This is a genomic window from Pseudomonas cichorii (assembly GCF_003700275.1).
Taxonomy (GTDB): Bacteria; Pseudomonadota; Gammaproteobacteria; order Pseudomonadales; family Pseudomonadaceae; genus Aquipseudomonas; species Aquipseudomonas cichorii_B.
The window spans coordinates 73,834-98,566 of sequence record NZ_RBRE01000103.1; the positions used below are offsets into that span (position 1 = coordinate 73,834).

Annotated in this window: 20 protein-coding genes; 18 read left to right on the top strand and 2 right to left on the bottom strand. The window is 58.7% G+C overall.

Annotated features, from left to right (window positions below; translation table 11 throughout):
• Positions 1-49: 49 nt before the first annotated feature.
• Together ALQ04_RS26320 and map are read right to left on the bottom strand one after the other, a co-directional pair.
• Positions 50-2,749, bottom strand: coding sequence for a [protein-PII] uridylyltransferase (locus ALQ04_RS26320; protein WP_122318710.1), 2,700 nt, complete (start codon positions 2,747-2,749; stop codon positions 50-52).
• Positions 2,750-2,807: 58 nt separating this feature from the next.
• Positions 2,808-3,590 (bottom strand): type I methionyl aminopeptidase, encoded by a 783-nt coding sequence (map, locus tag ALQ04_RS26325; protein ID WP_122318711.1) that lies wholly within the window; start codon positions 3,588-3,590, stop codon positions 2,808-2,810.
• 321 nt (positions 3,591-3,911) lie between these two features.
• Here map and rpsB point away from each other — a divergent pair, with 321 nt between their 5' ends.
• From rpsB to tilS, 18 genes are all read left to right on the top strand, one after another.
• Positions 3,912-4,655 (top strand): 30S ribosomal protein S2, encoded by a 744-nt coding sequence (gene rpsB, locus ALQ04_RS26330; RefSeq protein WP_122318712.1) that lies wholly within the window; start codon positions 3,912-3,914, stop codon positions 4,653-4,655.
• Between the two features lie 191 nt (positions 4,656-4,846).
• Positions 4,847-5,716: a translation elongation factor Ts gene (gene tsf, locus ALQ04_RS26335; RefSeq protein WP_122318713.1), complete on the top strand. Its 870-nt coding sequence runs from the start codon at positions 4,847-4,849 to the stop codon at positions 5,714-5,716.
• A 204-nt stretch (positions 5,717-5,920) separates the two neighbouring features.
• Positions 5,921-6,664, top strand: coding sequence for a UMP kinase (gene pyrH, locus ALQ04_RS26340; protein ID WP_122318714.1), 744 nt, complete (start codon positions 5,921-5,923; stop codon positions 6,662-6,664).
• Positions 6,661-7,218: a ribosome recycling factor gene (frr, locus tag ALQ04_RS26345; RefSeq protein WP_122318715.1), complete on the top strand. Its 558-nt coding sequence runs from the start codon at positions 6,661-6,663 to the stop codon at positions 7,216-7,218. The genes pyrH and frr overlap by 4 nt, the downstream gene beginning before the upstream one ends.
• A 16-nt stretch (positions 7,219-7,234) precedes the next feature.
• Positions 7,235-7,990 carry a polyprenyl diphosphate synthase gene (uppS, locus tag ALQ04_RS26350; RefSeq protein ID WP_122318716.1) on the top strand — a complete coding sequence of 252 codons (756 nt, stop codon included), beginning with the start codon at positions 7,235-7,237 and terminating at the stop codon, positions 7,988-7,990.
• Positions 7,990-8,805, top strand: coding sequence for a phosphatidate cytidylyltransferase (locus tag ALQ04_RS26355; protein ID WP_122318717.1), 816 nt, complete (start codon positions 7,990-7,992; stop codon positions 8,803-8,805). The genes uppS and ALQ04_RS26355 overlap by 1 nt, the downstream gene beginning before the upstream one ends.
• Positions 8,802-9,989, top strand: a complete 1,188-nt coding sequence (ispC, locus tag ALQ04_RS26360; RefSeq protein ID WP_122318718.1) for a 1-deoxy-D-xylulose-5-phosphate reductoisomerase — start codon at positions 8,802-8,804, stop codon at positions 9,987-9,989. The genes ALQ04_RS26355 and ispC overlap by 4 nt, the downstream gene beginning before the upstream one ends.
• 101 nt (positions 9,990-10,090) lie before the next feature.
• A complete protein-coding gene (gene rseP, locus ALQ04_RS26365) occupies positions 10,091-11,443 on the top strand; it encodes a sigma E protease regulator RseP (protein WP_122318719.1) in 1,353 nt (450 codons plus the stop codon).
• Between the two features lie 75 nt (positions 11,444-11,518).
• A complete protein-coding gene (gene bamA / locus ALQ04_RS26370; RefSeq protein WP_122318720.1) occupies positions 11,519-13,891 on the top strand; it encodes an outer membrane protein assembly factor BamA in 2,373 nt (790 codons plus the stop codon).
• A gap of 44 nt (positions 13,892-13,935) precedes the next feature.
• Entirely contained in the window at positions 13,936-14,439 is a 504-nt protein-coding gene (locus tag ALQ04_RS26375; protein WP_122318721.1) for an OmpH family outer membrane protein, read from the top strand.
• 3 nt (positions 14,440-14,442) lie between these two features.
• Positions 14,443-15,498: a UDP-3-O-(3-hydroxymyristoyl)glucosamine N-acyltransferase gene (gene lpxD, locus ALQ04_RS26380; RefSeq protein ID WP_122318722.1), complete on the top strand. Its 1,056-nt coding sequence runs from the start codon at positions 14,443-14,445 to the stop codon at positions 15,496-15,498.
• Positions 15,499-15,608: 110 nt separating this feature from the next.
• Positions 15,609-16,049, top strand: a complete 441-nt coding sequence (fabZ, locus tag ALQ04_RS26385) for a 3-hydroxyacyl-ACP dehydratase FabZ (protein ID WP_122318723.1) — start codon at positions 15,609-15,611, stop codon at positions 16,047-16,049.
• Entirely contained in the window at positions 16,046-16,822 is a 777-nt protein-coding gene (lpxA, locus tag ALQ04_RS26390) for an acyl-ACP--UDP-N-acetylglucosamine O-acyltransferase (protein WP_122318724.1), read from the top strand. Before fabZ ends, lpxA begins: the two co-directional genes overlap by 4 nt.
• Before the next feature lie 2 nt (positions 16,823-16,824).
• Positions 16,825-17,964: a lipid-A-disaccharide synthase gene (gene lpxB / locus ALQ04_RS26395; RefSeq protein ID WP_122318725.1), complete on the top strand. Its 1,140-nt coding sequence runs from the start codon at positions 16,825-16,827 to the stop codon at positions 17,962-17,964.
• An 11-nt stretch (positions 17,965-17,975) separates the two neighbouring features.
• Complete coding sequence (gene rnhB, locus ALQ04_RS26400; RefSeq protein ID WP_122318726.1) at positions 17,976-18,632, top strand: ribonuclease HII; 657 nt, start codon at positions 17,976-17,978, stop codon at positions 18,630-18,632.
• 66 nt (positions 18,633-18,698) lie between these two features.
• The gene (gene dnaE, locus ALQ04_RS26405) at positions 18,699-22,220 is read left to right on the top strand and encodes a DNA polymerase III subunit alpha (RefSeq protein ID WP_122318727.1); all 3,522 of its coding nucleotides are present in this window, start codon (positions 18,699-18,701) and stop codon (positions 22,218-22,220) included.
• A gap of 114 nt (positions 22,221-22,334) precedes the next feature.
• Entirely contained in the window at positions 22,335-23,282 is a 948-nt protein-coding gene (locus tag ALQ04_RS26410) for an acetyl-CoA carboxylase carboxyltransferase subunit alpha (protein WP_122318728.1), read from the top strand.
• A gap of 103 nt (positions 23,283-23,385) precedes the next feature.
• Entirely contained in the window at positions 23,386-24,708 is a 1,323-nt protein-coding gene (gene tilS / locus ALQ04_RS26415; RefSeq protein WP_259645095.1) for a tRNA lysidine(34) synthetase TilS, read from the top strand.
• Positions 24,709-24,733: the final 25 nt, after the last annotated feature.

A 24,733-nucleotide genomic window follows, 5' to 3' on the forward strand; every position in this document is an offset into this window, starting at 1 on the left:
GGGTTCTCAATGAGCTGGGCGCCTGCGAAGGCGCCGTTGAGTCGATTCGTCAAATGCTGATCCGCAGGTTGCCGTCCGGCTCTGAGTTGACGCTCAGTTGCCTGGTGATGGCTTCCTGCAAGCGACTGCATAGCTGGGGGTCGGATAGCGGTTGATTGTTGGCATCGGTAATGAAGAACACGTCTTCCACGCGCTCGCCCAGGGTCGCGATCTTGGCGTTCTGCAAGGACAGGTCGAACTCCAGGAAAATCTTGCCGATCCGTGCCAGCAGTCCCGGACGGTCTGGCGCCAGCAGCTCCAGCACCGTCACCGGGCGTTGCGCGTCGTTGTGAATGGTGACCTGCGGCGCAAAGGCAAAGTGCTTGAGCTGTCGCGGCACACGACGCTTGATGATGGTCGGGTAGTTGTCCGGGTTGCGCAGTGCTTCGGTGAGGCCGTCACGAATCTGCCGGGTGCGCTCGGGATCGTCGCCGATTGCGCCGCCATCGTTGTCCAGCACGATATAGGTATCGAGGGTGAACTTGCTGCTGGAAGTGATGATGCGTGCGTCGTGAATGTTCAGGTTCAACTGGTCCATCGCCGCCACGGTCACGGCGAAGAAGTCGTGCTGGTCCGGGGCATAGATGAAGATCTGGGTGCCACCCTCGAACTCGCGCTGAGTGGTTTCCTTGATCAGGACCAGCGGACCGCCATCGGCAGGTTGCTGCAGGATGGCATCGCTGTGCCAGGCCACGTCACCGGCGGTATGGCGCAGGAAGTAATCATCCCCCAATGCAGACCAGAGCTGTTCCACGTCGTCCGGGTCGATGCCGTTGCGTACCAGAATGTCCAGCGCGGCAATCTGTGTGCGGCGAATCTGCTCTTCGCGATCGACCGGATTCTCCAGGCCGCGGCGCAAGGCCCGCTTGGTTTCGGTATACAGCTGGCGCAGCAGGCTGGCCCGCCACGAGTTCCAGAGCGTCGGATTGGTGGCATTGATGTCCGCGACAGTCAGCACATACAGGTAATCCAGATGCACTTCATCGCCGACGAACTGCGCGAAGTCATGGATGACCTGAGGGTCGGACAAGTCCTTGCGCTGCGCGGTGGTCGACATTACCAGGTGATGGCTGACCAGCCATACGATCAGGCGGGTGTCCCAGGCTGGCAGGTGGTGGCGCACGCCGAAGGCCTGGGCATCCACGGCGCCCAGTTCCGAATGATCGCCGCCGCGGCCTTTGCCGATGTCGTGATACAGGCCGGCCAGATAGATCAGTTCCGGCTTGGGAATGCGCGCCATGATCTTGCTGGCCAGCGGGAATTTCTCGGCCACGTCGGCATATTGCAGCCTGCGCATGTGCTTGATCAGGTTCAGCGTATGCGCATCCACGGTATAAATGTGGAAAAGGTCATGCTGCATTTGCCCGACGATATGCCCGAACTCGGGCAGGTACAGGCCAAGGATTCCGTAGCGGTTCATCCTGCGCAGGTTGCGGTGGATGCCGAGTTCGCACTTGAACAGCTCGATGAACAGGCTGGTATTACGGATATCGTTGCGGAATTCGTCGTTGATCAGGTGCCGATGCTCGCGCAACAGGCGAATGGTATCGGCACGAACGCCCTTGATCTCCGGATGCTGGGCCATCAGCACGAAAATCTCGAGCATGGCGAACGGCGTGCGCTTGAATACGTGCGGGTTGGTTGCTTCTATATAGCCGTCATGCAACTGGAAGCGCGAGTTGATCGGCTGCGTGCTGCTGCCGTCATCCTTGGCGAGAATGACTTCTTCAAAGTGCTGGATGATCAGGTCGCTCAGTTCGGCGATGCTCATGACCACGCGATAGTACTTCTGCATGAAGCGTTCGATGGCCAGCTTGGCATCGCTGTCCTGATAGCCCAGCAGGCTTGCGATCCTGATCTGGTAATCGAACAGCAGCCGGTCTTCGGAGCGTCCTGCCAGCATGTGCAGGGCATAACGCACCTTCCAGAGGAATTCCTGGGAGGAGGCCAGCAGGTTGTTCTCGCTTTCCAGCAGGAAACCTTCGCCGGCCAGGGCGCGCAGGTTCAGGGTGCCATACTGGCGACGGGCGACCCAGAGGATGGTCTGGATGTCGCGCAGGCCACCGGGCGAGCCCTTGACGTTGGGTTCAAGGTTGTATTCGGTGTCATTGTACTTGTGGTGCCGGGTCTTCTGTTCGGCGCGCTTGGCCAGGAAGAAGTCCTTGCTCGGCCACATGTGTTGCGTGCTGGTAACTTCCAGCATGCGCTGGCGCAGACGCTCCGGTCCGGCGATGGTGCGGCTTTCCATCAGGTTGGTGATCACGGTCAGGTCGGCCAGGCCTTCCTGTACGCATTCGTCCACCGAGCGCACGCTTTGCCCGACTTCCAGGCCGATATCCCACAGCAGGGTCAGAAAACGCTCTATGGATTCGCGAAAGACTTCGTGATCGGCGCTGTCCAGCAGGATCAGCAGGTCGATATCCGAATAAGGGTGCAGTTCGCCACGACCATAGCCGCCAACCGCCAGCAAGGCTATGTCGGCGTCCTCGTTCCAGTCGAACTGACCCCAGGCCTGTTGCAGGATGTTATCCACGAACCAGGCTCGATCCTCGATCAGGCGACGTATGTTACGGCCTTCGCAAAAACGCGCGTCGAGCACGTCACGGGCATTGCGGATGGCTTTCTTGAAAGCGGCGATGGGGCTTGCCTTCAAGGCCAGTTCAGCCTGGAACTGGCCGCGGTCGAACAAATCGGGATCCACCTGCGGCATGGAACAGCTTTCCTTTATATCGAACGGTGCGGTCTTGGTGTCGGGCGAACAGGCCGGGTCAGGCCGATGTACGCGCGATAGTGTCGTCGCTGCGCAGGGTGAAAATCTCGTAGCCGTCGGCAGTCACCAGAATCGTGTGCTCCCACTGTGCCGAGAGCTTGCGATCCTTGGTAATGGCGGTCCAGCCGTCGCCGAGAATCTTGGTGTCGGCGCGACCCTGATTGATCATCGGTTCGATGGTGAAGGTCATGCCTTCAAGCAGTTCGATACCGGTGCCAGCCTCGCCATAATGCAGCACCTGCGGCTCTTCGTGAAAGACCTTGCCGATGCCGTGGCCGCAGAATTCACGAACGACGGAAAAACCGTTCTTTTCGGCGTGCTTCTGGATCACTGCGCCGATATCCCCGAGGCGGGTGCCCGGACGCACGATCTCGATGGCCTTGTACAGGCATTCCTGGGTGATTTTCGACAGGCGTTCGGCCCACTCCGGCACCTTGCCGACATGGAACATCTTGCTGGTGTCGCCGTGATAGCCGTCCTTGATGACGGTGATGTCGATATTCAGGGTGTCGCCATTCTTGAGCTGCTTCTCGCCTGGAATGCCGTGGCAGACCACGTGGTTGATCGAGGTGCAGATCGACTTGGGGAAGCCTTTATAGTTGAGAGGCGCCGGAATCGCTTGCTGCTCGTTGACGATGTAGTCGTGGCAGATGCGGTCCAGTTCTTCGGTGGTGACACCGGCCTTGACGTGCGGCGTGATCATTTCCAGGACTTCGGCGGCCAGGCGACCGGCGATACGCATCTTTTCGATGTCTTCGGGAGTTTTGAGGGTAACGGTCATGCAATATCTCTCTGCGTGGTTGCACGCGGCCAAATACGGAAAGGCACGATTCTATCAGACCCGGGCTGATGACTAGCGCTTCCTTCCATAAAGGAAACATGAGGGAATCTGTCTGTTTTCAAAAGGATGGAGAAACAAGCGCGTAATTCGGGTTTCGCTGGCTTTCCTTTTGTGATATAAAATGCGCCGCTTTCCAAGGTCCGTCCTGGAAGCCTAAACCCACACACGTGTCGACACGATGACCTGGGTGCCTTTGGCGACAAGCCTCTGGTTGGTCATTGGGATACGTGGAGGCCTAACCCGACTTATCAAGGAACTATCATGTCCCAAGTCAATATGCGCGATATGCTGAAGGCCGGTGTGCACTTCGGTCACCAAACCCGTTACTGGAATCCGAAAATGGGTAAGTACATTTTCGGCGCGCGTAACAAGATTCACATCATCAACCTTGAAAAAACCCTGCCAATGTTCAACGAAGCTCTGACTTTCGTTGAGCGCCTGGCTTCGGGCAAAAACAAGATTCTGTTCGTCGGCACCAAGCGTTCCGCTGGCAAGATCGTTGCTGAAGAAGCAGCACGTTGCGGTTCCCCGTACGTCGATCACCGCTGGTTGGGCGGCATGCTGACCAACTTCAAGACCATTCGTCAGTCGATCAAGCGTCTGCGCGAGCTGGAAGTACAGGCAGAAGACGGTACTTTCGCCAAGCTGACCAAGAAAGAAGCGCTGATGCGCACCCGTGATCTGGAAAAACTGGATCGCAGCCTGGGTGGTATCAAGGACATGGGCGGTCTGCCAGACGCACTGTTCGTTATCGACGTTGATCACGAGCGCATCGCGATCACCGAAGCCAACAAGCTGGGCATCCCGGTTATCGGCGTAGTCGATACCAACAGCAGCCCGGAAGGCGTTGACTACATCATCCCAGGCAACGATGACGCAATCCGCGCTATCCAGCTGTACATGGGTTCGATGGCTGACGCTGTTATCCGTGGTCGCAACAATGTTGCTGGCGGCACCGACGTTTACGTCGAAGAAGCTCCAGCTGCAGCAGCTGTAGAAGGCTGAGTAACAAACGCTTAGCGTTTACTCAGTACGCGAAAAGGGGGCTTGGCCCCCTTTTTGCCACCTCGAGAATGATCTGTTGGCGTTACCGTGGCCTGGTTGTCATGTGTTGCTGCCACCCTGATTTTTCAAGAATTTGAACGCCCGTTTACCCCGGGTGGAATGGTTGAAAACCTATCCAAGAGGATTTTGAAATGGCAGAGATTACTGCAGCGTTGGTCAAAGAACTGCGCGAGCGTACCGGCGAAGGCATGATGGATTGCAAAAAGGCCTTGACCAAGGCTGGCGGCGACATCGAAAAAGCCATCGACGACATGCGTGCTTCCGGCGCCATCAAGGCTGCCAAGAAAGCAGGCAACGTTGCTGCTGAAGGCGCTATCGGCGTCAAGGTTGCTGAAGACGGCAAATCGGCTGTCATCATCGAAGTCAACTCGCAGACCGACTTCCTGGCTCTGCAGGACGACTTCAAGAACTTCGTCAACAGCAGCATCGAAAAGGCATTCGCCGACAAACTGACCGACGCAGCTCCGCTGATCGAAGCTCAGGAAGTCGAGCGTACTGCTCTGGTTGCCAAAGTCGGCGAGAACGTCAACATTCGTCGCCTGACCCGCATCGAAGGCGACGTTGTAAACGCTTACCTGCACGGCAACAAGATCGGTGTAGTCGTGGCTCTGAAAGGCGGTGACGCCGAGCTGGCCAAAGACATCGCCATGCACGCTGCTGCAAGCAACCCTGAATTCCTGCTGCCTTCGGAAGTTTCTGCCGAAGCGATCGAGCGCGAGAAGGGCGTCTTCCTGCAACTGAACGAAGACAAGATCAAAGGCAAGCCTGCTGAAATCGTCGAGAAAATGGTGAGCGGTCGTATCACCAAGTTCCTGGCCGAAGCCAGCCTGGTCGAGCAAGCTTTCGTCAAGAACCCGGAAATCACCGTGGGTGCTCTGGCGAAGAAAGCTGGCGCTGAAATCGTATCGTTCACCTACTTCAAGGTAGGCGAAGGTATCGAGAAGCCAGTCGACAACTTCGCTGAAGAAGTAGCTGCCCAGGTAGCTGCAAGCAAGAAGTAAGACGGTTTCTCAACTGTCGCCCCAAAGAGGCTGCCCGCTCACGCGCGCGGCCTCTTTGTCAAAAAAGAAAGGGAATTTCCCTTTGAGAATTGGCCCATAAGGCTGCATTCTCCAGACGCTCTTTTAGCGTCAAGCTAGAGTAAGCGCAGGCCTGAGATGGCCCGCACAGATTTTTTTCAGAAAACGCCGCAGGAGAGATTCGCAATGGCTCAGCAGGGCAGTGGTTATCAGGCTCGCTATAAACGCATTCTACTCAAGCTTAGCGGCGAGGCCCTGATGGGCTCGGAAGAGTTCGGTATCGATCCCAAGGTACTGGATCGCATGGCGCTGGAAGTCGGCCAGTTGATTGGTATCGGCGTTCAGGTCGGGCTGGTTATCGGTGGTGGCAACCTGTTCCGTGGCGCGGCCTTGAGTGCTGCGGGCATGGATCGGGTGACGGGCGATCACATGGGCATGCTGGCCACTGTGATGAATGCCCTGGCAATGCGTGATGCGCTGGAGCGAGCTAATATTTCGGCAATAGTGATGTCCGCCATTTCGATGATGGGCGTGACCGATCATTACGATCGTCGCAAGGCCATGCGTCACCTCAGCTCCAAGGAAGTGGTCATCTTTGCAGCCGGCACCGGTAATCCGTTTTTCACTACCGATTCGGCTGCGTGCCTGCGCGCGATCGAAATCGATGCCGATGTCGTCCTCAAGGCGACCAAGGTCGATGGCGTCTACACCGCAGATCCGTTCAAGGACCCGAATGCCGAGAAGTTCGATCATCTGTCTTACGATGAAGTACTGGATCGCAAGCTGGGTGTAATGGATCTGACGGCTATCTGCCTGTGTCGCGACCACAAGATGCCGTTGCGCGTCTTCAACATGAACAAGCCCGGCGCCCTGCTGAATATCGTACATGGCGGCGCTGAAGGAACCCTGATCGAGGAAGTTCAACAATGATCAACGAAATCAAGAAAGACGCTCAGGCACGCATGCAGAAAAGCCTCGAGTCCCTGGCGCACGCCTTCAGCCGCATTCGTACCGGTCAGGCTCACCCGAGTATCCTGGGTGGCGTGATGGTGCCTTACTACGGTGCCGATACCCCGCTGAACCAGGTCGCCAACGTGACCGTCAAGGATGCACGCACCCTGCAGGTCGTGGCATTCGAGCGCAACATGCTGGCTGCGGTCGACAAGGCTATCCAGAGTTCCGGCCTGGGCTTCAACCCGACCAACCTTGGCGAACTGCTGCTGATCAGCATGCCGGCCCTGACCGAGGAAACCCGCAAGGGCTTCACCAAGCAGGCGCGTGATGCGGCTGAAGACGCCCGTGTTGCTGTACGCAACATCCGTCGCGATGCATTGGGCCAGTACAAGGATCTGGTCAAGGAAAAGGAAATCAGCGAAGACGAAGAGCGTCGCGCTGCTGACGAGATCCAGAAGCTGACCGACAAGTTCGTGGCTGACATCGAAGTGGCTGTGAAGCAGAAAGAAGCAGACCTGATGGCCGTATAAGGTTCGGGGCGCTTTCATGGAAAAGATAAAACCGGCCGCACTGTCTTCGGTGCCACGCCATGTCGCGATTATCATGGACGGTAATAATCGTTGGGCCAAGAAACGCCTGTTGCCAGGCGTTGCAGGTCACAAGGCAGGCGTGGATGCCGTGCGTGCAGTCATTGAGGTGTGCGCCGAAGCCAAGGTCGAGGTGCTGACGCTGTTCGCATTCTCCAGTGAAAACTGGCAGCGCCCGGCCGAAGAGGTCGGGGCTCTGATGGAGCTGTTCTTCACGGCCCTGCGGCGCGAAACCCGTCGCCTGAACGAGAATGGCATCAGCCTGCGCATCATTGGTGATCGCTCGCGCTTCCATCCCGAACTGCAGGCGGCCATGCGCGAAGCGGAAATGCAGACGGCTGGCAACAGCCGCTTCGTTCTGCAGATCGCGGCCAACTACGGTGGGCAATGGGATATCGCCCAGGCTGCCCAGCGCTTGTCTCGCGAGGTTCAGGCCGGACATCTGCAGCCTGAAGACATCACGCCCGAACTGTTGCAGACCTGTCTGGCAACTGGCGATCTGCCGTTGCCGGATCTGTGCATCCGGACGGGTGGCGAGCATCGCATCAGTAACTTTCTGCTTTGGCAGCTGGCTTATGCCGAGCTGTATTTTTCCGACCTGTTCTGGCCGGACTTCAAACACGATGCCATGCGCGTTGCGCTGGCCGATTTCGCTTCGCGCCAACGTCGCTTCGGTAAAACCAGCGAACAGGTCGAAGCTGGAGCCCGGGTTTAATGCTGAAACAACGGATCATCACTGCACTCATCTTGTTGCCGGTCGCTCTTTGTGGGTTCTTCCTGCTCAAGGGCGCCGAATTCGCCCTGTTCATCGGACTGGTCGTAGTGCTGGGTGCCTGGGAATGGGCGAGACTGGCAGGGCTTGTGTCTCAGGTCATGCGCGTGGCTTATGCCGTTGCGGTCGGCGTTCTGCTGTTCCTGATGTATCTACTGCCGGGGCTGGCGCCCTGGATTCTGGTCGCGGCGGTTCTCTGGTGGGGGGTAGCGACCTTTCTGGTGCTTACTTTCCCCGCTTCCAGCGAATACTGGGCGAGCGCTGCCTGCAAGCTGGTCATCGGCCTTTTGATTCTGCTGCCAGCCTGGCAAGGTCTCGTGCTTATCAAGCAGTGGCCGCTGGGTAACTGGCTGATCCTGTCGGTGATGGTGCTGGTATGGGCTGCCGATATCGGTGCCTATTTCTCCGGCAAGGCATTCGGCAAGCGCAAGCTGGCGCCCAAGGTCAGTCCGGGCAAAAGTTGGGAAGGCGTTTATGGTGGCCTGGTAGTCAGTCTGGGGATCACCGCTGCCGTAGGTGTTTCCCGTGACTGGTCGGTGTCACAACTGATCGTCGGTCTGTTGGGCGCTGCCGCCATCGTGCTGATTTCGGTGGTGGGTGACTTGACCGAAAGCATGTTCAAGCGTCAGGCCGGTATCAAGGACAGCAGTAACCTGTTGCCCGGTCATGGTGGTGTTCTGGACCGTATCGATAGCCTGACGGCCGCGATTCCCGTGTTCGCCGTGCTGCTCTGGGCTGCTGACTGGGGTGTGCTGTGAAACCGCAACAGATAACCATCCTTGGGGCCACCGGATCGATTGGCCTCAGTACGCTGGATGTCATCGCTCGTCATCCGGCTCTTTATCAGGTCTTTGCCCTGACCGGCTTCAGTCGCCTGAAGGAATTGCTGGCGTTGTGCGTCCGGCATACGCCGCGTTTCGCCGTGGTACCCACCCAGGATGTCGCACGCAAGTTGCAGGATGACCTTGCCGCTGCCGGGCTCGATACCCGTGTGCTGGTAGGGGAGGGTGGCCTGTGTGAAGTGGCTGCACATCCCCAGGTCGATGCGGTCATGGCTGCGATTGTCGGGGCTGCCGGTCTGCGGCCGACCCTGGCGGCGGTCGAGGCGGGCAAGAAGGTCCTGCTGGCCAACAAGGAAGCCCTGGTCATGTCCGGCGCCTTGTTCATGCAGGCGGTGCGTCAGAGCGGTGCCGTGCTGCTGCCCATCGACAGTGAGCACAATGCAATCTTTCAGTGCCTGCCGGGCGACTTCTCTCGTGGCCTGAGTGCCGTGGGTGTCCGGCGTATTCTGTTGACTGCTTCGGGCGGACCGTTTCGTCGGACGCCGCTGGCGCAACTGCACGACGTTACGCCGGAGCAGGCCTGTGCCCATCCCGTCTGGTCGATGGGGCGCAAGATTTCCGTGGATTCGGCGACCATGATGAACAAGGGGCTGGAGCTGATCGAGGCCTGTTGGCTGTTCGATGCCCGTCCGGCCCAGGTCGAAGTGGTGATTCATCCGCAGAGCGTGATCCACTCCATGGTGGATTATGTGGATGGTTCGGTATTGGCCCAGCTTGGCAATCCCGACATGCGCACACCGATCGCCAATGCGCTGGCCTGGCCTGCACGCATGGACTCTGGCGTCTCGCCGCTGGATCTGTTCCGTATCGGCCAGCTGGACTTTGAAGAGCCTGACGAGGAACGTTTCCCGTGCCTGCGTCTGGCCCGTCAGGCAGCGGAAGCCGGAGGCAGTGCACCGGCCATGCTCAATGCTGCCAATGAAGTGGCTGTGGCAGCATTTCTTGACCGACGCATTGGTTATCTGGAAATCGCGGGTATGATCGAGGACGTGCTGAATCTTGAGCCCGCCGTTGCGGTCGAAGAGCTCGGTGCGGTATTTGCAGCAGATGCAAGGGCGCGCGTTCTGGCAGGGCTTTGGCTGGAACGAAACGGACGATGATTGAACATGGATGATAGGGTTGATGTGATGTATCGCGAGCAGGCTTCTGGCGCTGCGATGATAAACACAGTTGCCGGCATGCCGGCACCCGGAGAAGGTTGATGAGCGCGCTATATATGATCATTGGCACCCTGGTTGCCCTGGGTGTACTGGTTACCTTTCACGAATTTGGTCACTTCTGGGTTGCCCGGCGCTGTGGTGTCAAGGTCCTGCGCTTTTCGGTGGGCTTCGGTACGCCGCTGATTCGCTGGCATGACCGCCAGGGCACCGAGTTCGTCGTTGCGGCGATTCCTCTGGGCGGCTACGTCAAGATGCTCGACGAGCGCGAAGGCGATGTACCTGAGCATCTGGCCGACCAGTCCTTCAACCGCAAGACCGTGTACCAGCGCATCGCCATCGTCATTGCCGGTCCTGCGGCCAACTTTCTGCTGGCGATCGTCTTCTTCTGGGCGCTGGCCATGCTCGGCAGCCAGCAGGTTCGCCCGGTCATCGGCGCAGTGGAGGCGGGCAGCATTGCCCAGCAGGCCGGCCTGAGCGCCGGTCAGGAAATCGTTTCGGTCGACGGCGAGGCGACATCGGGTTGGTCTGCCGTCAATCTGCAACTGGTTCGTCGTCTCGGCGAGAGCGGCACGATTGCGCTGAAGGTGCGCGATCAGGGTTCGAGCGTCGATACGGCGCATAGCCTGGCTCTGGATAACTGGCTCAAGGGTGCCGAAGAGCCCGATCCGATTCGCTCCCTGGGGATTCGCCCATGGCGTCCGGCCCTGGCTCCGGTATTGGCAGAGCTTGATCCGAAAGGCCCGGCACAGGCCGCTGGCCTTAAAACCGGTGATCTGTTGCTGGCAATCGATGGCAAGCCGCTCAACGAGTGGCAGCAGGTTGTCGACTGGGTTCGCGAGCGTCCGGATGCGCGAGTCCAGTTGCGCATCGAACGTGATGGCGCACAACTCGATGTACCGCTGACTCTGGCGGTGCGCGGAGAGGGTAAGGCAGCGACCGGTTATCTGGGCGCTGGCGTCAAAGGTGTCGATTGGCCGCCAGAGATGTTGCGTGAAGTCAGTTATGGTCCTCTGGCCGCTGTGGCCGAGGGCGCGAAGCGCACCTGGAACATGAGCGTGCTGACACTGGATTCACTCAGGAAAATGTTGTTCGGCGAGCTCTCGGTAAAAAACTTGAGTGGACCGATAACCATTGCTAAAGTGGCGGGCGCTTCAGCCCAGTCGGGCATTGGTGATTTCCTGAACTTCCTGGCCTATCTGAGCATAAGCCTGGGGGTTCTGAATCTATTGCCGATCCCGGTGCTGGATGGCGGGCATTTGCTGTTTTATCTGATCGAATGGGCACGTGGTCGCCCTCTTTCGGAAAAGGTACAAGGTTGGGGAGTTCAGATCGGTATCAGTCTGGTGGTGGGCGTCATGTTGCTCGCGCTGGTCAACGATCTGGGACGACTGTAAGCCCTTGCTGTATTGCGAAATCTGCCGCATTTTGCGGCAGTTTGTTTATTGCCAGTTGGAATAAGAAAGGACTTCATGAAACGTCTGCTGCTAACTGCGGTTCTTGCCGTACTGATGATCGCCGAAGTTCACGCCGAGTCCTTCACCATCTCCGATATCCGTGTCAACGGCCTGCAGCGGGTATCCGCCGGCAGCGTCTTTGGTGCGTTGCCGCTCAACGTGGGCGAGCAGGCGGATGATGGTCGTCTGGTTGACGCTACTCGTGCGTTGTTCAAAACCGGTTTCTTTCAAGATATCCAGCTGGGACGTGATGGCAATGTTCTTGTCATTACGGTGGTTGAGCGTCCTTCCGTTGCCAGCATCGAAATCGAAGGCAACAAGGCGATTTCCACTGAAGACCTGATGAAAGGGCTGAAGCAGTCCGGCCTGGCCGAAGGTGAGATCTTCCAGCGTGCGACCCTCGAAGGTGTGCGTAACGAGCTGCAACGCCAGTACGTTGCCCAGGGCCGTTACTCTGCCGAGGTTGCTGCCGAGGTCGTTCCTCAGCCGCGCAACCGTGTCGGCCTGAAGATCAACATCAATGAAGGCACCGTTGCTGCCATTCAGCACATCAACGTGGTGGGCAACACGGTTTTCCCCGATGAAGACCTGATCGACCTGTTCGAGCTCAAGACCACCAACTGGCTTTCCTTCTTCAAGAACGACGACAAGTACGCCCGTGAAAAGCTTTCCGGCGACCTGGAGCGTCTGCGTTCCTACTACCTGGACCGCGGCTATATCAACATGGATATCGCCTCGACCCAGGTTTCGATCACGCCTGACAAGAAGAACGTGTACATCACGGTCAACGTCAACGAAGGCGAGAAATACAGCGTCAAGTCGGTCAAGCTCAGCGGTGACCTGAAAGTGCCTGAAGACCAGGTCAAGTCCCTGCTGCTTGTGCAGCCGGGCCAGGTGTTCTCGCGCAAGGTCATGACCACCACTTCCGAACTGATCACCCGTCGCCTGGGTAACGAAGGCTATACCTTCGCCAACGTCAACGGCGTACCGACACCGAACGACGAAGACCACACCGTCGATATCACCTTCGTGGTAGATCCGGGCAAGCGTGCCTACGTCAACCGTATCAATTTCCGTGGCAACACCAAGTCTGCGGACGAAGTACTGCGTCGCGAAATGCGCCAGATGGAAGGCGGCTGGGCTTCGACCTACCTGATCGACCAGTCGAAAACCCGTCTGGATCGCCTGGGCTTCTTCAAGGAAGTGAACGTCGAAACGCCAGCAGTTCCAGGCACCGACGACCAGGTAGACGTCAACTACGCGGTTGAAGAGCAGGCTTCCGGTTCGATCACTGCCAGCGTCGGTTTTGCACAGAGTGCCGGCCTGATCCTCGGTGGCTCGATCAGCCAGAACAACTTCCTGGGTACCGGTAACCGCGTAAGCATCGGCCTGACCCGTAGCGAATACCAGAGCCGTTACAACTTCAGCTATGTCGATCCGTACTGGACTGCCGACGGTGTGAGCCTGGGTTACAACGCTTTCTACCGTACGACCAACTATGACGAGCTCGATGTCGATGTTGCCAGCTACGCGGTCGACAGCCTGGGTGCCGGTATCAACCTGGGTTACCCGATCAGCGAGACTTCGCGTCTGACCTATGGTCTGACCATGCAACAGGACAAGATCAAGACCGGTACCTATACCGTTGACGAGATTTTCGACTTCATCAACCAGGAAGGCGACAGTTTCCTGAACTTCAAGGGCTCCGTAGGCTGGTCCGAGTCGACCTTGAACAAAGGTGTTCTGGCCACCCGTGGTCATTCGCAGAGCCTCGTGTTTGAAACCACTCTGCCGGGCAGTGACCTGTCGTTCTACAAGCTGGACTACCGCGCACAGTATTTCCATCCGATCACGGATAACTACACGCTGCGCCTGCACACTGAACTGGGTTACGGTGACGGATACGGCTCGACCTCCGGTCTGCCGTTCTATGAAAACTACTACGCCGGTGGCTTCAACTCGGTACGTGGCTTCAAGGACAGCACCCTGGGTCCGCGCAGTACGCCAAGTAGCGGCAGAAACCCGGGCACTGCTGCAGACCCGGATCAGGATCCGCTGCCGTTCGGTGGTAACGTTCTGGTGCAAGGTGGCGTAGAAGTCATGTTCCCGCTGCCGTTCATCAAGGATCAGCGTTCCCTGCGTACCTCCCTGTTCTGGGACGTGGGTAACGTATTTGACACAAATTGCGATTCCAACAGGACGCTCAATGGTCAGAGAGTCGAATGTAACAACATCGACTTCTCCGGCATGGCGAGCTCTGTAGGTGTCGGTGTTACCTGGATCACTGCTCTCGGTCCTCTGAGCTTCGCCCTGGCGATGCCGGTCAAGAAGCCTGACAACGATGCAGAAACGCAGGTTTTCCAATTCTCCCTGGGCCAGACGTTCTAAGCGTCTGATCCTTGATAACGAAACGAATTCTGTAGGAGTGTATTGTGCGTAAGTTGACTCAATTGGTAATGCTGGCAACTGTCCTTGTAGCCGGTCCTGCATTTGCAGACATGAAAATTGCCGTGCTGAACTATCAGATGGCGCTGCTGGAATCCGATGCCGCGAAGAAATACGCCGTTGATGCCGAGAAGAAGTTCGGTCCGCAACTGACCAAGCTGAAAACTCTGGAAAGCAGCGCCAAGGGCATCCAGGACCGTCTGGTAAGTGGTGGCGACAAAATGGCTCAGCCTGAGCGCGAGCGTCTGGAGCTTGAATTCAAGCAAAAGGCCCGTGACTTCCAGTTCCAGTCCAAGGAACTGAACGAAGCCAAGGCTGTTGCTGACCGTGAAATGCTCAAGCAGCTCAAGCCAAAGCTGGATCAGGCTGTGGAAGAAGTCATCAAGAAAGGTGCCTTTGACCTGGTGTTCGAGCGCGGTGCAGTGATTGATGTCAAACCTCAGTATGACGTCACTCGCCAGGTCATCGAGCGCATGAATCAGCTGAAATAATCCATGAGCACAATTATCAAGCTCGGCCAGTTGGCCGAGTTCCTTGGCGCCACGCTACGTGGCGACCAGGACAAGAACATTACGGGGCTGGCCACTTTACAAGAGGCCGGCCCTGATCAGCTCAGCTTCCTGGCAAATCCACAGTATCGCAAGTTCCTGGTGGATGCCCGGGCTGCTGCCGTGCTGTTGAAGCCTGCAGATGCCGAAGGCTACGCGGGCGATGCCTTGCTGGTGCCGGATCCTTATCTGGCCTATGCGCGAATCTCGCACTTGTTCGATCCCAAGCCCAAGGCACCTGCCGGCGTGCATGCGACGGCGGTCATCGCCGATGATGCCCAGGTCGATCCGGCAGCGAGTATCGGTGCTTTCGCGGTGATCGAGAGCGGTGCGCGGATTGGTGCAGGCGTGACCATCGGTGCCCATTGCTTCATCGGTGCCCGTTGCGAGATTGGCGAAGGTGGCTGGCTGGCGCCGCGTGTGACGCTCTATCACGATGTTCGCATCGGCAAACGGGTGGTCATCCAGTCGGGTGCCGTGCTCGGCGGTGAAGGTTTCGGCTTTGCCAATGAGAAGGGTGTCTGGCAAAAGATTGCCCAGATCGGCGGTGTCACCCTGGGTGATGACGTGGAAATCGGCGTCAATACTGCGATTGACCGCGGTGCCCTGGCGGATACCCGGATCGGCAATGGCGTGAAGCTCGACAACCAGATCCAGATTGCCCACAACGTGCAGATCGGTGATCACACTGCCATGGCCGCCTGTGTCGGCATTTCCGGCAGCACGAAAATCGGCAAGCATTGCATGCTCGCTGGTGGCGTCGGGCTGGTCGGGCATATCGAGATCTGTGATGGCGTATTCATCACCGGCATGACCATGGTCACGCATTCGATTACCGAACCCGGCTCTTATTCTTCCGGTACGGCGATGCAACCGGCTGCCGAGTGGCGCAAGAGCGCCGCCCGCATTCGCAAGCTTGATGACATGGCGCGGCGACTGCAGAAGCTGGAAAAGATCGTAGAGACAGTGACCTGTAACGGTAATGTTTCATCTGATGGCTGATACCTTTTTCATATCAAGCATGCACAGTCGATAAACTGCCATCCTTGATGCAGAGGAGTGCTGCGAAGTAGCGACGCACTCCCAATCTTTACTACAGGCTTCCCCTCGAAATGATGGACATTAAAGAAATTCGCGAATACCTGCCTCATCGTTACCCGTTCCTGCTGGTGGACCGTGTGACAGAGCTGGATATCGAGAGCAAAAGCATTCGCGCCTACAAGAATGTCAGCGTCAACGAGCCTTTTTTCAATGGTCACTTTCCTGATCATCCCATCATGCCGGGTGTCCTGATCATCGAAGCAATGGCCCAGGCTGCCGGCATTCTTGCCTTCAAACTGCTCGACTCGAAACCGGCCGACGGCACTCTTTACTATTTCGTGGGTTCGGACAAGTTGCGCTTCCGCCAGCCAGTGCTGCCGGGCGATAAACTGGTCCTCGAGGCGAAGTTCCTGAGCAGCAAGCGCCAGATCTGGAAGTTTGAATGTCAGGCCTCGGTCGACGGTAAACCTGTATGCTCCGCAGAAATCATTTGTGCGGAACGCAAGCTATGAGTTTGATTGACCCTCGCGCAATCATCGATCCGACGGCCATCCTGGCCGATGATGTTGAGGTCGGCCCCTGGTCGATCGTCGGAGCCGGTGTGGAAATTGGCGAGGGTACGGTTATCGGTCCTCATGTCATCCTCAAGGGGCCGACACGAATCGGTAAGCACAACCGCATCTACCAGTTCTCCTCGGTAGGTGAGGACACGCCCGATCTCAAGTACAAGGGCGAAGACACTCGTCTGGTGATCGGCGACCACAACGTGATTCGCGAAGGCGTGACGATTCATCGCGGGACCATTCAGGACCGCGCCGAAACCACGCTGGGTGACCATAACCTGATCATGGCCTATGCCCATATCGGGCATGACAGCGTCATCGGCAATCACTGCATTCTGGTCAACAACACGGCGCTTGCCGGACACGTGCATGTGGATGACTGGGCGATCCTTTCCGGATTCACCCTGGTCCACCAGTTCTGCCATATCGGTGCCCACAGCTTTTCAGGCATGGGTACTGCCATTGGCAAGGATGTTCCGGCTTTTGTCACCGTGTTTGGCAACCCTGCCGAAGCGCGCAGCATGAACTTCGAGGGCATGCGTCGTCGCGGCTTTTCCGAGGAAGCCATTCATGCTCTGCGCAAGGCGTACAAGACCGTCTATCGTCAGGGACTGACCGTGGATCAGGCGATTGCCGAGCTGGCCGAGCCTGCTGCCCGGTTCCCGGAGGTCGCGATCTTCCTCCAGTCCATCCAGACTTCGACCCGCGGCATTACCCGCTGATCATGGGCGGCTTACTGCGCGTCGCTCTGGTCGCTGGAGAGGCATCCGGCGATATTCTCGGCTCGGGCTTGATGCGTGCCATCAAGGCGCGCCATCCGAATGTCGAATTCATTGGCGTCGGTGGTCCATTGATGGAAGCCGAGGGCATGACTTCCAGCTTCCCGATGGAGCGTCTGTCGGTCATGGGGCTGGTAGAGGTGCTGGGTCGCCTGCGCGAGCTGCTGGCCCGGCGCAAGCTGCTGGTCCAGACGCTCATCGCCGAAAAGCCCGATGTCTTCATCGGTATCGATGCACCTGATTTCACCCTCAATATCGAACTCCAGCTCCGTCGTGCCGGGATCAAGACCGTGCATTACGTCAGCCCTTCGGTATGGGCGTGGCGGCAGAAGCGGGTCCTGAAGATCCGTGAAGGCTGCGATCTGATGTTGACTCTGTTGCCTTTTGAAGCCCGTTTCTATGAAGAAAAGGGCGTGCCGGTGCGTTTCGTCGGGCACCCGTTGGCCGATACCATTCCTCTGGAGTCTGATCGTCCCGCAGCCCGCGCCGAACTCGGCCTTGCTGATGGCCCGGTGATTGCGCTGATGCCCGGCAGTCGTGGCGGTGAAGTCGGTCGTCTGGGAAGCCTGTTCTTCGATACTGCCGAACGTCTTCTGGCCCAGCGTCCGGGCCTGCGCTTCGTTCTGCCTTGCGCCAGCCCGCAACGGCGTGCACAGGTCGAGCAATTGCTGCAAGGCCGTGACCTGCCGATCACGCTGCTCGACGGGCGTTCTCATGTGGCGCTGGCAGCCTGCGACGCAGTGTTGATCGCATCCGGGACGGCGACTCTGGAAGCCTTGCTGTACAAGCGGCCGATGGTGGTTGCCTACCGTCTGGCGCCGCTGACTTTCTGGATACTCAAGCGGCTGGTCAAGAGCCCCTACGTTTCCCTGCCGAACCTCCTGGCACGGCGTCTGCTGGTGCCTGAGCTGCTGCAGGATGCGGCAACTCCCGAAGCGCTGGCCAGTACGCTGCTGCCGTTGCTCGACGATGGGCAGGTGCAGACCGCGGGCTTTGACGAGATTCACCGCACCCTGCGCCGGGATGCCTCCAATCAGGCTGCCGATGCGGTGTTGAGCCTGCTTGGCCATTCGTCTTCACTGTGAGTGCTCGATCAATGCAAATAGGTTTGGATTTCAATCTGGTCGAGGATCTGGTCGCTGGTGTCGATGAAGTCGGTCGTGGTCCGCTGTGCGGCGACGTGGTGACCGCGGCGGTTATTCTCGATCCGGCGAGGCCTATCCTGGGCCTCAATGACTCCAAGAAGCTGACCGAGGCCCGTCGCGAGAAGCTTTTCGACGAAATTCGCGAAAAGGCCCTGTGCTGGTTTGTCGCCCGTGCAGAAGTCCATGAAATCGACGAACTGAATATTCTGCATGCCACGATGCTGGCCATGAAGCGCGCCGTCGAGGGCTTGAGCATTACGCCCAGGCTGGCGTTGATCGATGGCAATCGTTGTCCGCAACTGTCGGTGCCCTGCGCGCCGGTGGTGCAGGGCGATGCAAAGGTCCCGGCGATAGCCGCGGCATCGATTCTGGCCAAGGTCACTCGTGACCGGGAAATGGCCGCTTTCGAGCTGATGTACCCCGGCTACGGCATGGGCGGGCACAAGGGTTATCCGACGCCCGTTCATCTGGAAGCCCTGGCCCGCCTCGGGCCGACGCCGATTCATCGGCGCTCCTTCGCGCCGGTACGTGCGGCCTGGGAAGTCCGTGAGTCGATGTCGAATGTCGCGTCCTCCATTCCGGTCGGTTTCGGATTGTTGCAGGACTGACGTTTCGGCCCGGGATCGCTACAATCCCGACCTTCGTTTTTTGTGTTTTCGCGCTATAGGATCACCATGCCGGCTTCTTTCGTTCATCTACGCCTGCACACCGAATACTCACTGGTCGATGGTCTGGTCCGGGTCAAGCCACTGATCAAGGCCCTGGCCGGCATGAACATGCCTGCTGTGGCGGTGACCGATCAGAACAACATGTGTTCGCTGGTCAAGTTCTATAAGGCGGCACAGGGCGCAGGTATCAAGCCGATCTGTGGCGCAGACCTGTGGTTGTCGGGCAGGGACGAGGATGCTCCGCTCAGCCGTATCAGCCTGCTGGTGATGAATCCCCAGGGCTATCGCAACCTGACCGAGCTGATTTCCCGTGGCTTCATCGAGGGCCAGCGCAACGGACAGATCATTGTCGAGCGTGAATGGGTCGCGCAAGCCAATGAGGGATTGATTGCCCTGTCGGCGGCCAAGGAGGGCGAGATCGGCATGGCCCTGCTCGGCGGCAATCCTGGCGAGGCTGACGTTCTGTTGCGTGAATGGATGGCGATCTTTCCTGATCGCTTCTATATCGAATTGCAGCGCACCAACCGCACCAACGATGAAGAGCACCTGCATGCTGCGGTTGCCCTGGCCGATCGGCATGGCGCGCCGCTGGTGGCGACCAACGATGTGCGCTTCATCAAACAGACCGACTTCGAGGCCCACGAGACGCGGGTGTGCATCGGTGAAGGGCGGGCGCTGGACGATCCGCGCCGTTCGCATAATTACAGCGATCAGCAGTACCTCAAGAGCTCCGAGGAAATGGCCGAGCTGTTCAGCGACCTGCCCGAGGCGCTGGCCAACACGGTCGAGATCGCCAAGCGCTGCAATATCGACGTCAAGCTGGGCACCCACTTCCTGCCCAACTTCCCGATTCCCGATGGCATGACCATCGATGAATATTTCCGCAAGGTTTCGTTCGACGGGCTTGAGGAGCGCCTTGAGGTCCTGTTGCCCAGGGACACCACTGAAGATTACGAGGCCAGGCGCCAGGTCTACGTCGACCGGCTGAATTTCGAGCTGGATATCATCATCCAGATGGGATTCCCCGGTTACTTCCTGATCGTTATGGACTTTATCCAGTGGGCCAAGAGCAACGGCGTGCCGGTAGGTCCCGGTCGTGGATCGGGTGCCGGGTCGCTGGTGGCCTATGTGCAGAAGATCACCGACCTTGACCCGCTGGAATACGACCTGCTGTTCGAGCGCTTCCTCAACCCGGAACGGGTATCGATGCCCGACTTCGACGTCGACTTCTGCATGGATGGTCGCGACCGGGTGATCGATTATGTGGCCGAGAAATATGGCCGCAACGCGGTAAGCCAGATCATTACCTTCGGTTCCATGGCCGCCAAGGCGGTGGTCCGCGACGTGGCGCGGGTTCAGGGCAAGTCCTACGGTCTGGCTGACCGCCTGTCGAAGATGATCCCGTTTGAAGTCGGCATGACTCTTGAGAAAGCCTACGAGCAGGAAGAGATCCTGCGCGACTTCCTCAAAGTCGATGAAGAAGCGGCCGAAATCTGGGAAATGGCCCTCAAGCTCGAAGGCGTTGTGCGTAACGTCGGCAAGCACGCCGGGGGCGTGGTCATTGCGCCGACCAAGCTGACCGACTTCTCGCCGATCTATTGTGACGAGGCCGGTGATGGCCTGGTAACCCAGTTCGACAAGGATGATGTCGAGGCTGCGGGTCTGGTGAAGTTCGACTTCCTCGGGCTGCGGACTCTGACCATCATCGACTGGGCACTGAAGACCATCAACCGCGACCGCGCCAAGGTCGATGAAGAGCCGCTGGACATCGCTTTCATCCCGCTCGATGACATGCCGACCTACCAGTTGTTGCAACGGGCCGAAACTACCGCGGTATTCCAGCTTGAATCCCGGGGCATGAAGGAGCTGATCAAGAAGCTCAAGCCCGACTGCCTGGAAGACTTGATCGCACTGGTGGCGCTGTTCCGTCCCGGGCCGCTGCAGTCCGGGATGGTGGACGACTTCATCAACCGCAAGCATGGTCGCGCCGAGCTGTCCTACCCGCACGTCGACTACCAGTATGAAGGCCTCAAGCCGGTACTGGCGCCAACCTACGGCATCATCCTGTATCAGGAACAGGTGATGCAGATTGCCCAGGTCATGGCCGGTTATACCCTTGGCGGCGCCGACATGCTGCGCCGCGCAATGGGTAAGAAAAAGCCCGAGGAAATGGCCAAGCAACGCGGCGGTTTCATCGAAGGTTGCAAGACCAACAATATCGACCCGGATCTGGCGGGTAACATTTTCGACCTGGTGGAGAAATTCGCCGGTTACGGCTTCAACAAGTCTCACTCGGCGGCATACGGTCTGGTGTCGTACCAGACCGCCTGGCTGAAAACCCACTACCCGGCGCCGTTCATGGCCGCCGTGTTGTCTGCGGATATGCACAACACCGACAAGGTCGTGACCTTGATCGAGGAAGTGCGGACCATGAAGCTGCGCCTCGATGCGCCGGACGTGAACATCTCGGAGTTCAAGTTCACGGTCAGCGACGATGGCCGGATTCTCTATGGTCTGGGCGCGATCAAGGGCGTGGGCGAGGGGCCGGTGGAGGCCATCACCGAGGCGCGTGCGTCCGGTCCTTTCAAGGATCTGTTCGACTTCTGTGCCCGTGTCGATCTCAAGCGGGTCAACAAGCGGACCCTGGACGGCCTGATTCGCAGCGGCGCACTGGATCGCCTGGGGCCTTACTTCGAGCTGGAGCCCAAGGCCTACCAGGCCAATATCGACCGTAACCGCTCGGTATTGCTGGCCGCTCTCGAAGAGGCGATTCAGGCTGCCGAGCAAACGGCGCGCAGCCGCGACAGCGGTCACTCGGACCTGTTTGGCGGGCTGTTCGTCGAAGAAGATGCCGATGTCTACGCCAACCATCGCAAGACCCGCGAGCTGAGCCTCAAGGACCGGCTGCGTGGCGAGAAGGAAACTCTGGGTCTGTACCTGACCGGACACCCCATCGATGAATACGAAGGGGAAATCCGCCGCTTCGCCCGGCAGCGGATCATCGACCTCAAGCCGGCACGCGATACCCAGACCGTCGCGGGGCTGATCATTGCCCTGCGGGTCATGAAGAACAAGAAGGGCGACAAGATGGGGTTCATTACCCTGGATGACCGCTCGGCCCGTATTGAAGCCTCGCTGTTCGCTGAGGCCTTTCACTCGGCACAATCGCTTTTGCAGACCGATGCTATGGTGGTGGTTGAAGGGGAAATCAGTAATGACGATTTCTCCGGCGGTCTGCGCTTGCGCGCCAAGCGGGTCATGAGCATCGAGGATGCGCGCACCAATCTGGCCGAAAGCCTGCGCCTGACCGTGCATTGCGATGCGCTCAAGGGCGACCGGCTGCGCTGGCTCGGTGATCTGTGCAAGCGTCACCGGGGAGCGTGCCCGATTACACTGGACTACACCGGGCCTGATGCCAGGGCGTTGTTGCAGTTTGGCGAAGCGTGGCGAATCGATCCGGCAGACAGCTTGATTCAAGCTCTGCGTGACCAGTTCGGACGTGAGAACGTCTTCCTGCAGTATCGCTGAACGATTAGGCTCAGCCTGAACTTTTAATCTCGACCGGAAAGCGCTCTTTCTCAGGACTGCGCGCTGACGGATCAACCGGCCGGCCTCTTGGCCGTCGACCCAAGACGGATGCCTATGAACCCGAATTTTCTTGATTTCGAACAGCCTATCGCTGACTTGCAAGCCAAGATCGAAGAACTGCGTTTGGTCGGTAATGACAACTCGCTGAACATCAGCGATGAAATCTCCCGCCTGCAAGACAAGAGCAATACGCTCACCGAAAGCATTTTCGGCAATCTGACCAGCTGGCAGATCGCGCGCATGGCGCGTCACCCACGTCGTCCTTACACCCTGGACTACATCGAGCACATTTTCACCGAGTTCGATGAACTGCACGGTGATCGTCATTTCTCCGACGATGCCGCGATTGTGGGCGGTATTGCCCGCCTGGACGATCAGCCAGTGATGGTGATCGGTCACCAGAAAGGCCGTGAAGTACGTGAAAAGGTTCGTCGCAACTTCGGTATGCCGCGTCCTGAAGGCTATCGCAAGGCTTGCCGCCTGATGGAAATGGCCGAGCGTTTCAAGATGCCGATCCTGACCTTCATCGACACGCCGGGTGCCTATCCGGGCATCGACGCCGAAGAGCGCAACCAGAGCGAAGCAATCGCCTGGAACCTGCGCGTCATGGCGCGCCTGAAGACGCCGATCATCGCTACCGTTATCGGTGAAGGCGGTTCCGGTGGTGCATTGGCGATTGGCGTCTGCGACCAGTTGAACATGCTGCAGTATTCGACTTATGCGGTTATCTCTCCGGAAGGCTGTGCGTCGATCCTGTGGAAGACTGCCGAGAAGGCTCCGGATGCTGCAGAAGCGATGGGCATCACCGCCGAGCGCCTGAAAGGTCTGGGGATCGTCGACAAGGTAATTGCCGAGCCTCTGGGCGGCGCGCACCGTGACCCGGCTGCTGCCTCTGCCACCATTCGTGCAGAACTGAGCAGCCAGTTGGCGATGCTGAAGAAGATGGACAACGATGCGCTGCTGAATCGTCGTTACGAGCGTCTGATGAGCTACGGCGTCTGAGTCTTTGTGGGAGCGAATTCATTCGCGAAGACGGTTTAACTGCCTCTTCGCGGATGAGTCCGCTCTCGCTTCGCGGATGAATCCGCTCCTACGGGGCTCCTCTGTGTACAGAGACGATCTTCCCGCCAGGCTTCTCCAGGCCCTGGCTCCCTGGCGCAACGCGCCGGTCTGGCATGTCGGTTTCTCCGGCGGGCTCGATTCCACGGTATTGCTGCACCTTCTGGCCGAACTCGCCACGCGCGCAAGCCTGCCACCCCTGAATGCCATTCATATCCATCACGGTCTGCAGAGCGCTGCCGATGCTTGGCCGGATCATTGTCGGCAAGTGTGTCTGAAGCTGGGCATTGCCTTGCAGGTCGTGGCGGTGCAGGTCAGGCCGGGTGCCAGTCTCGAGCAGGCTGCCCGTGAGGTGCGCTATGGCGCCTTCACAAAAGCGTTGCGGGAGGGCGAGCTGTTGCTGACTGCGCAGCATCGTGACGATCAGGCCGAAACCTTGCTGTTTCGTCTGCTGCGCGGTGCCGGTGTGCGTGGCCTTGCCTGCATGGCGCCGTCCCGGCCTCTTGGGGCAGGACAACTGCTGCGCCCGTTGTTATCGGTTTCCCGTGCCGAGCTGGAAGCCTATGCGCAGCGGCATGCCTTGAGCTGGATTGAAGACCCCAGCAATGACCATCAACAGTTTTCCCGCAACTTCCTGCGTCGGCAGGTCATGCCCTTGTTGACGTCCCGTTGGCCGCAGGCGTCCGCCAGCATGGCCCGTACCGCCGAACACATGGGCGAGGCAGAGCAACTGCTGAGTGAACTGGCCACGCAGGATCTGGCGAGTGCGAAACCGGCTACCGATTTTGCCTGGTTGGGCATGCCGGTACTGGCCCTCGCGCCGCTTGCCGGGTTGTCACTGGCTCGCCAGCGCAATGCGTTGCGTCACTGGCTGGCTGCGCTGACCCGCTTGCCGGATAGCGATCACTGGGCAGGCTGGGAAAGCTTGTGTCATGCAGTCGAGGGCGCACGGCCCGTATGGCGGCTGGCCGACGGTGAACTGCATCGTGGCGAAGGGCATATCTGGTGGCTGTCGGGAAGCTGGTTGCAGGCTCCTGGCGCGCTGCCGACATGGCCTGAGGCAGGCGATAAATTGACTCTGCCAGGCAACGGTCAGCTGAGCATCGAGGGCGAAAGGCCTCTCGGGCCTTTGCAGATCCGCTATCGCCAGGGCGGTGAAATCATGCAGCTACAGGGTCGTGGTCATCGCGACCTCAAGCGTCTGCTCAATGAACAGGGTGTGCCGCTGTTCGTGCGCGGCAGATTGCCGCTGCTCTATCGCGGCGATGAGCTGCTGGCCGTCGCCAACCTGCCGGGACTCGACGGTTTGCGCCATGGAAACTGGCGATTGCACTGGCTTGCACCGACGAGCGACCAAAGTTTGAGCTGAAAGGCCCTTTCAGGTAGACTACGCT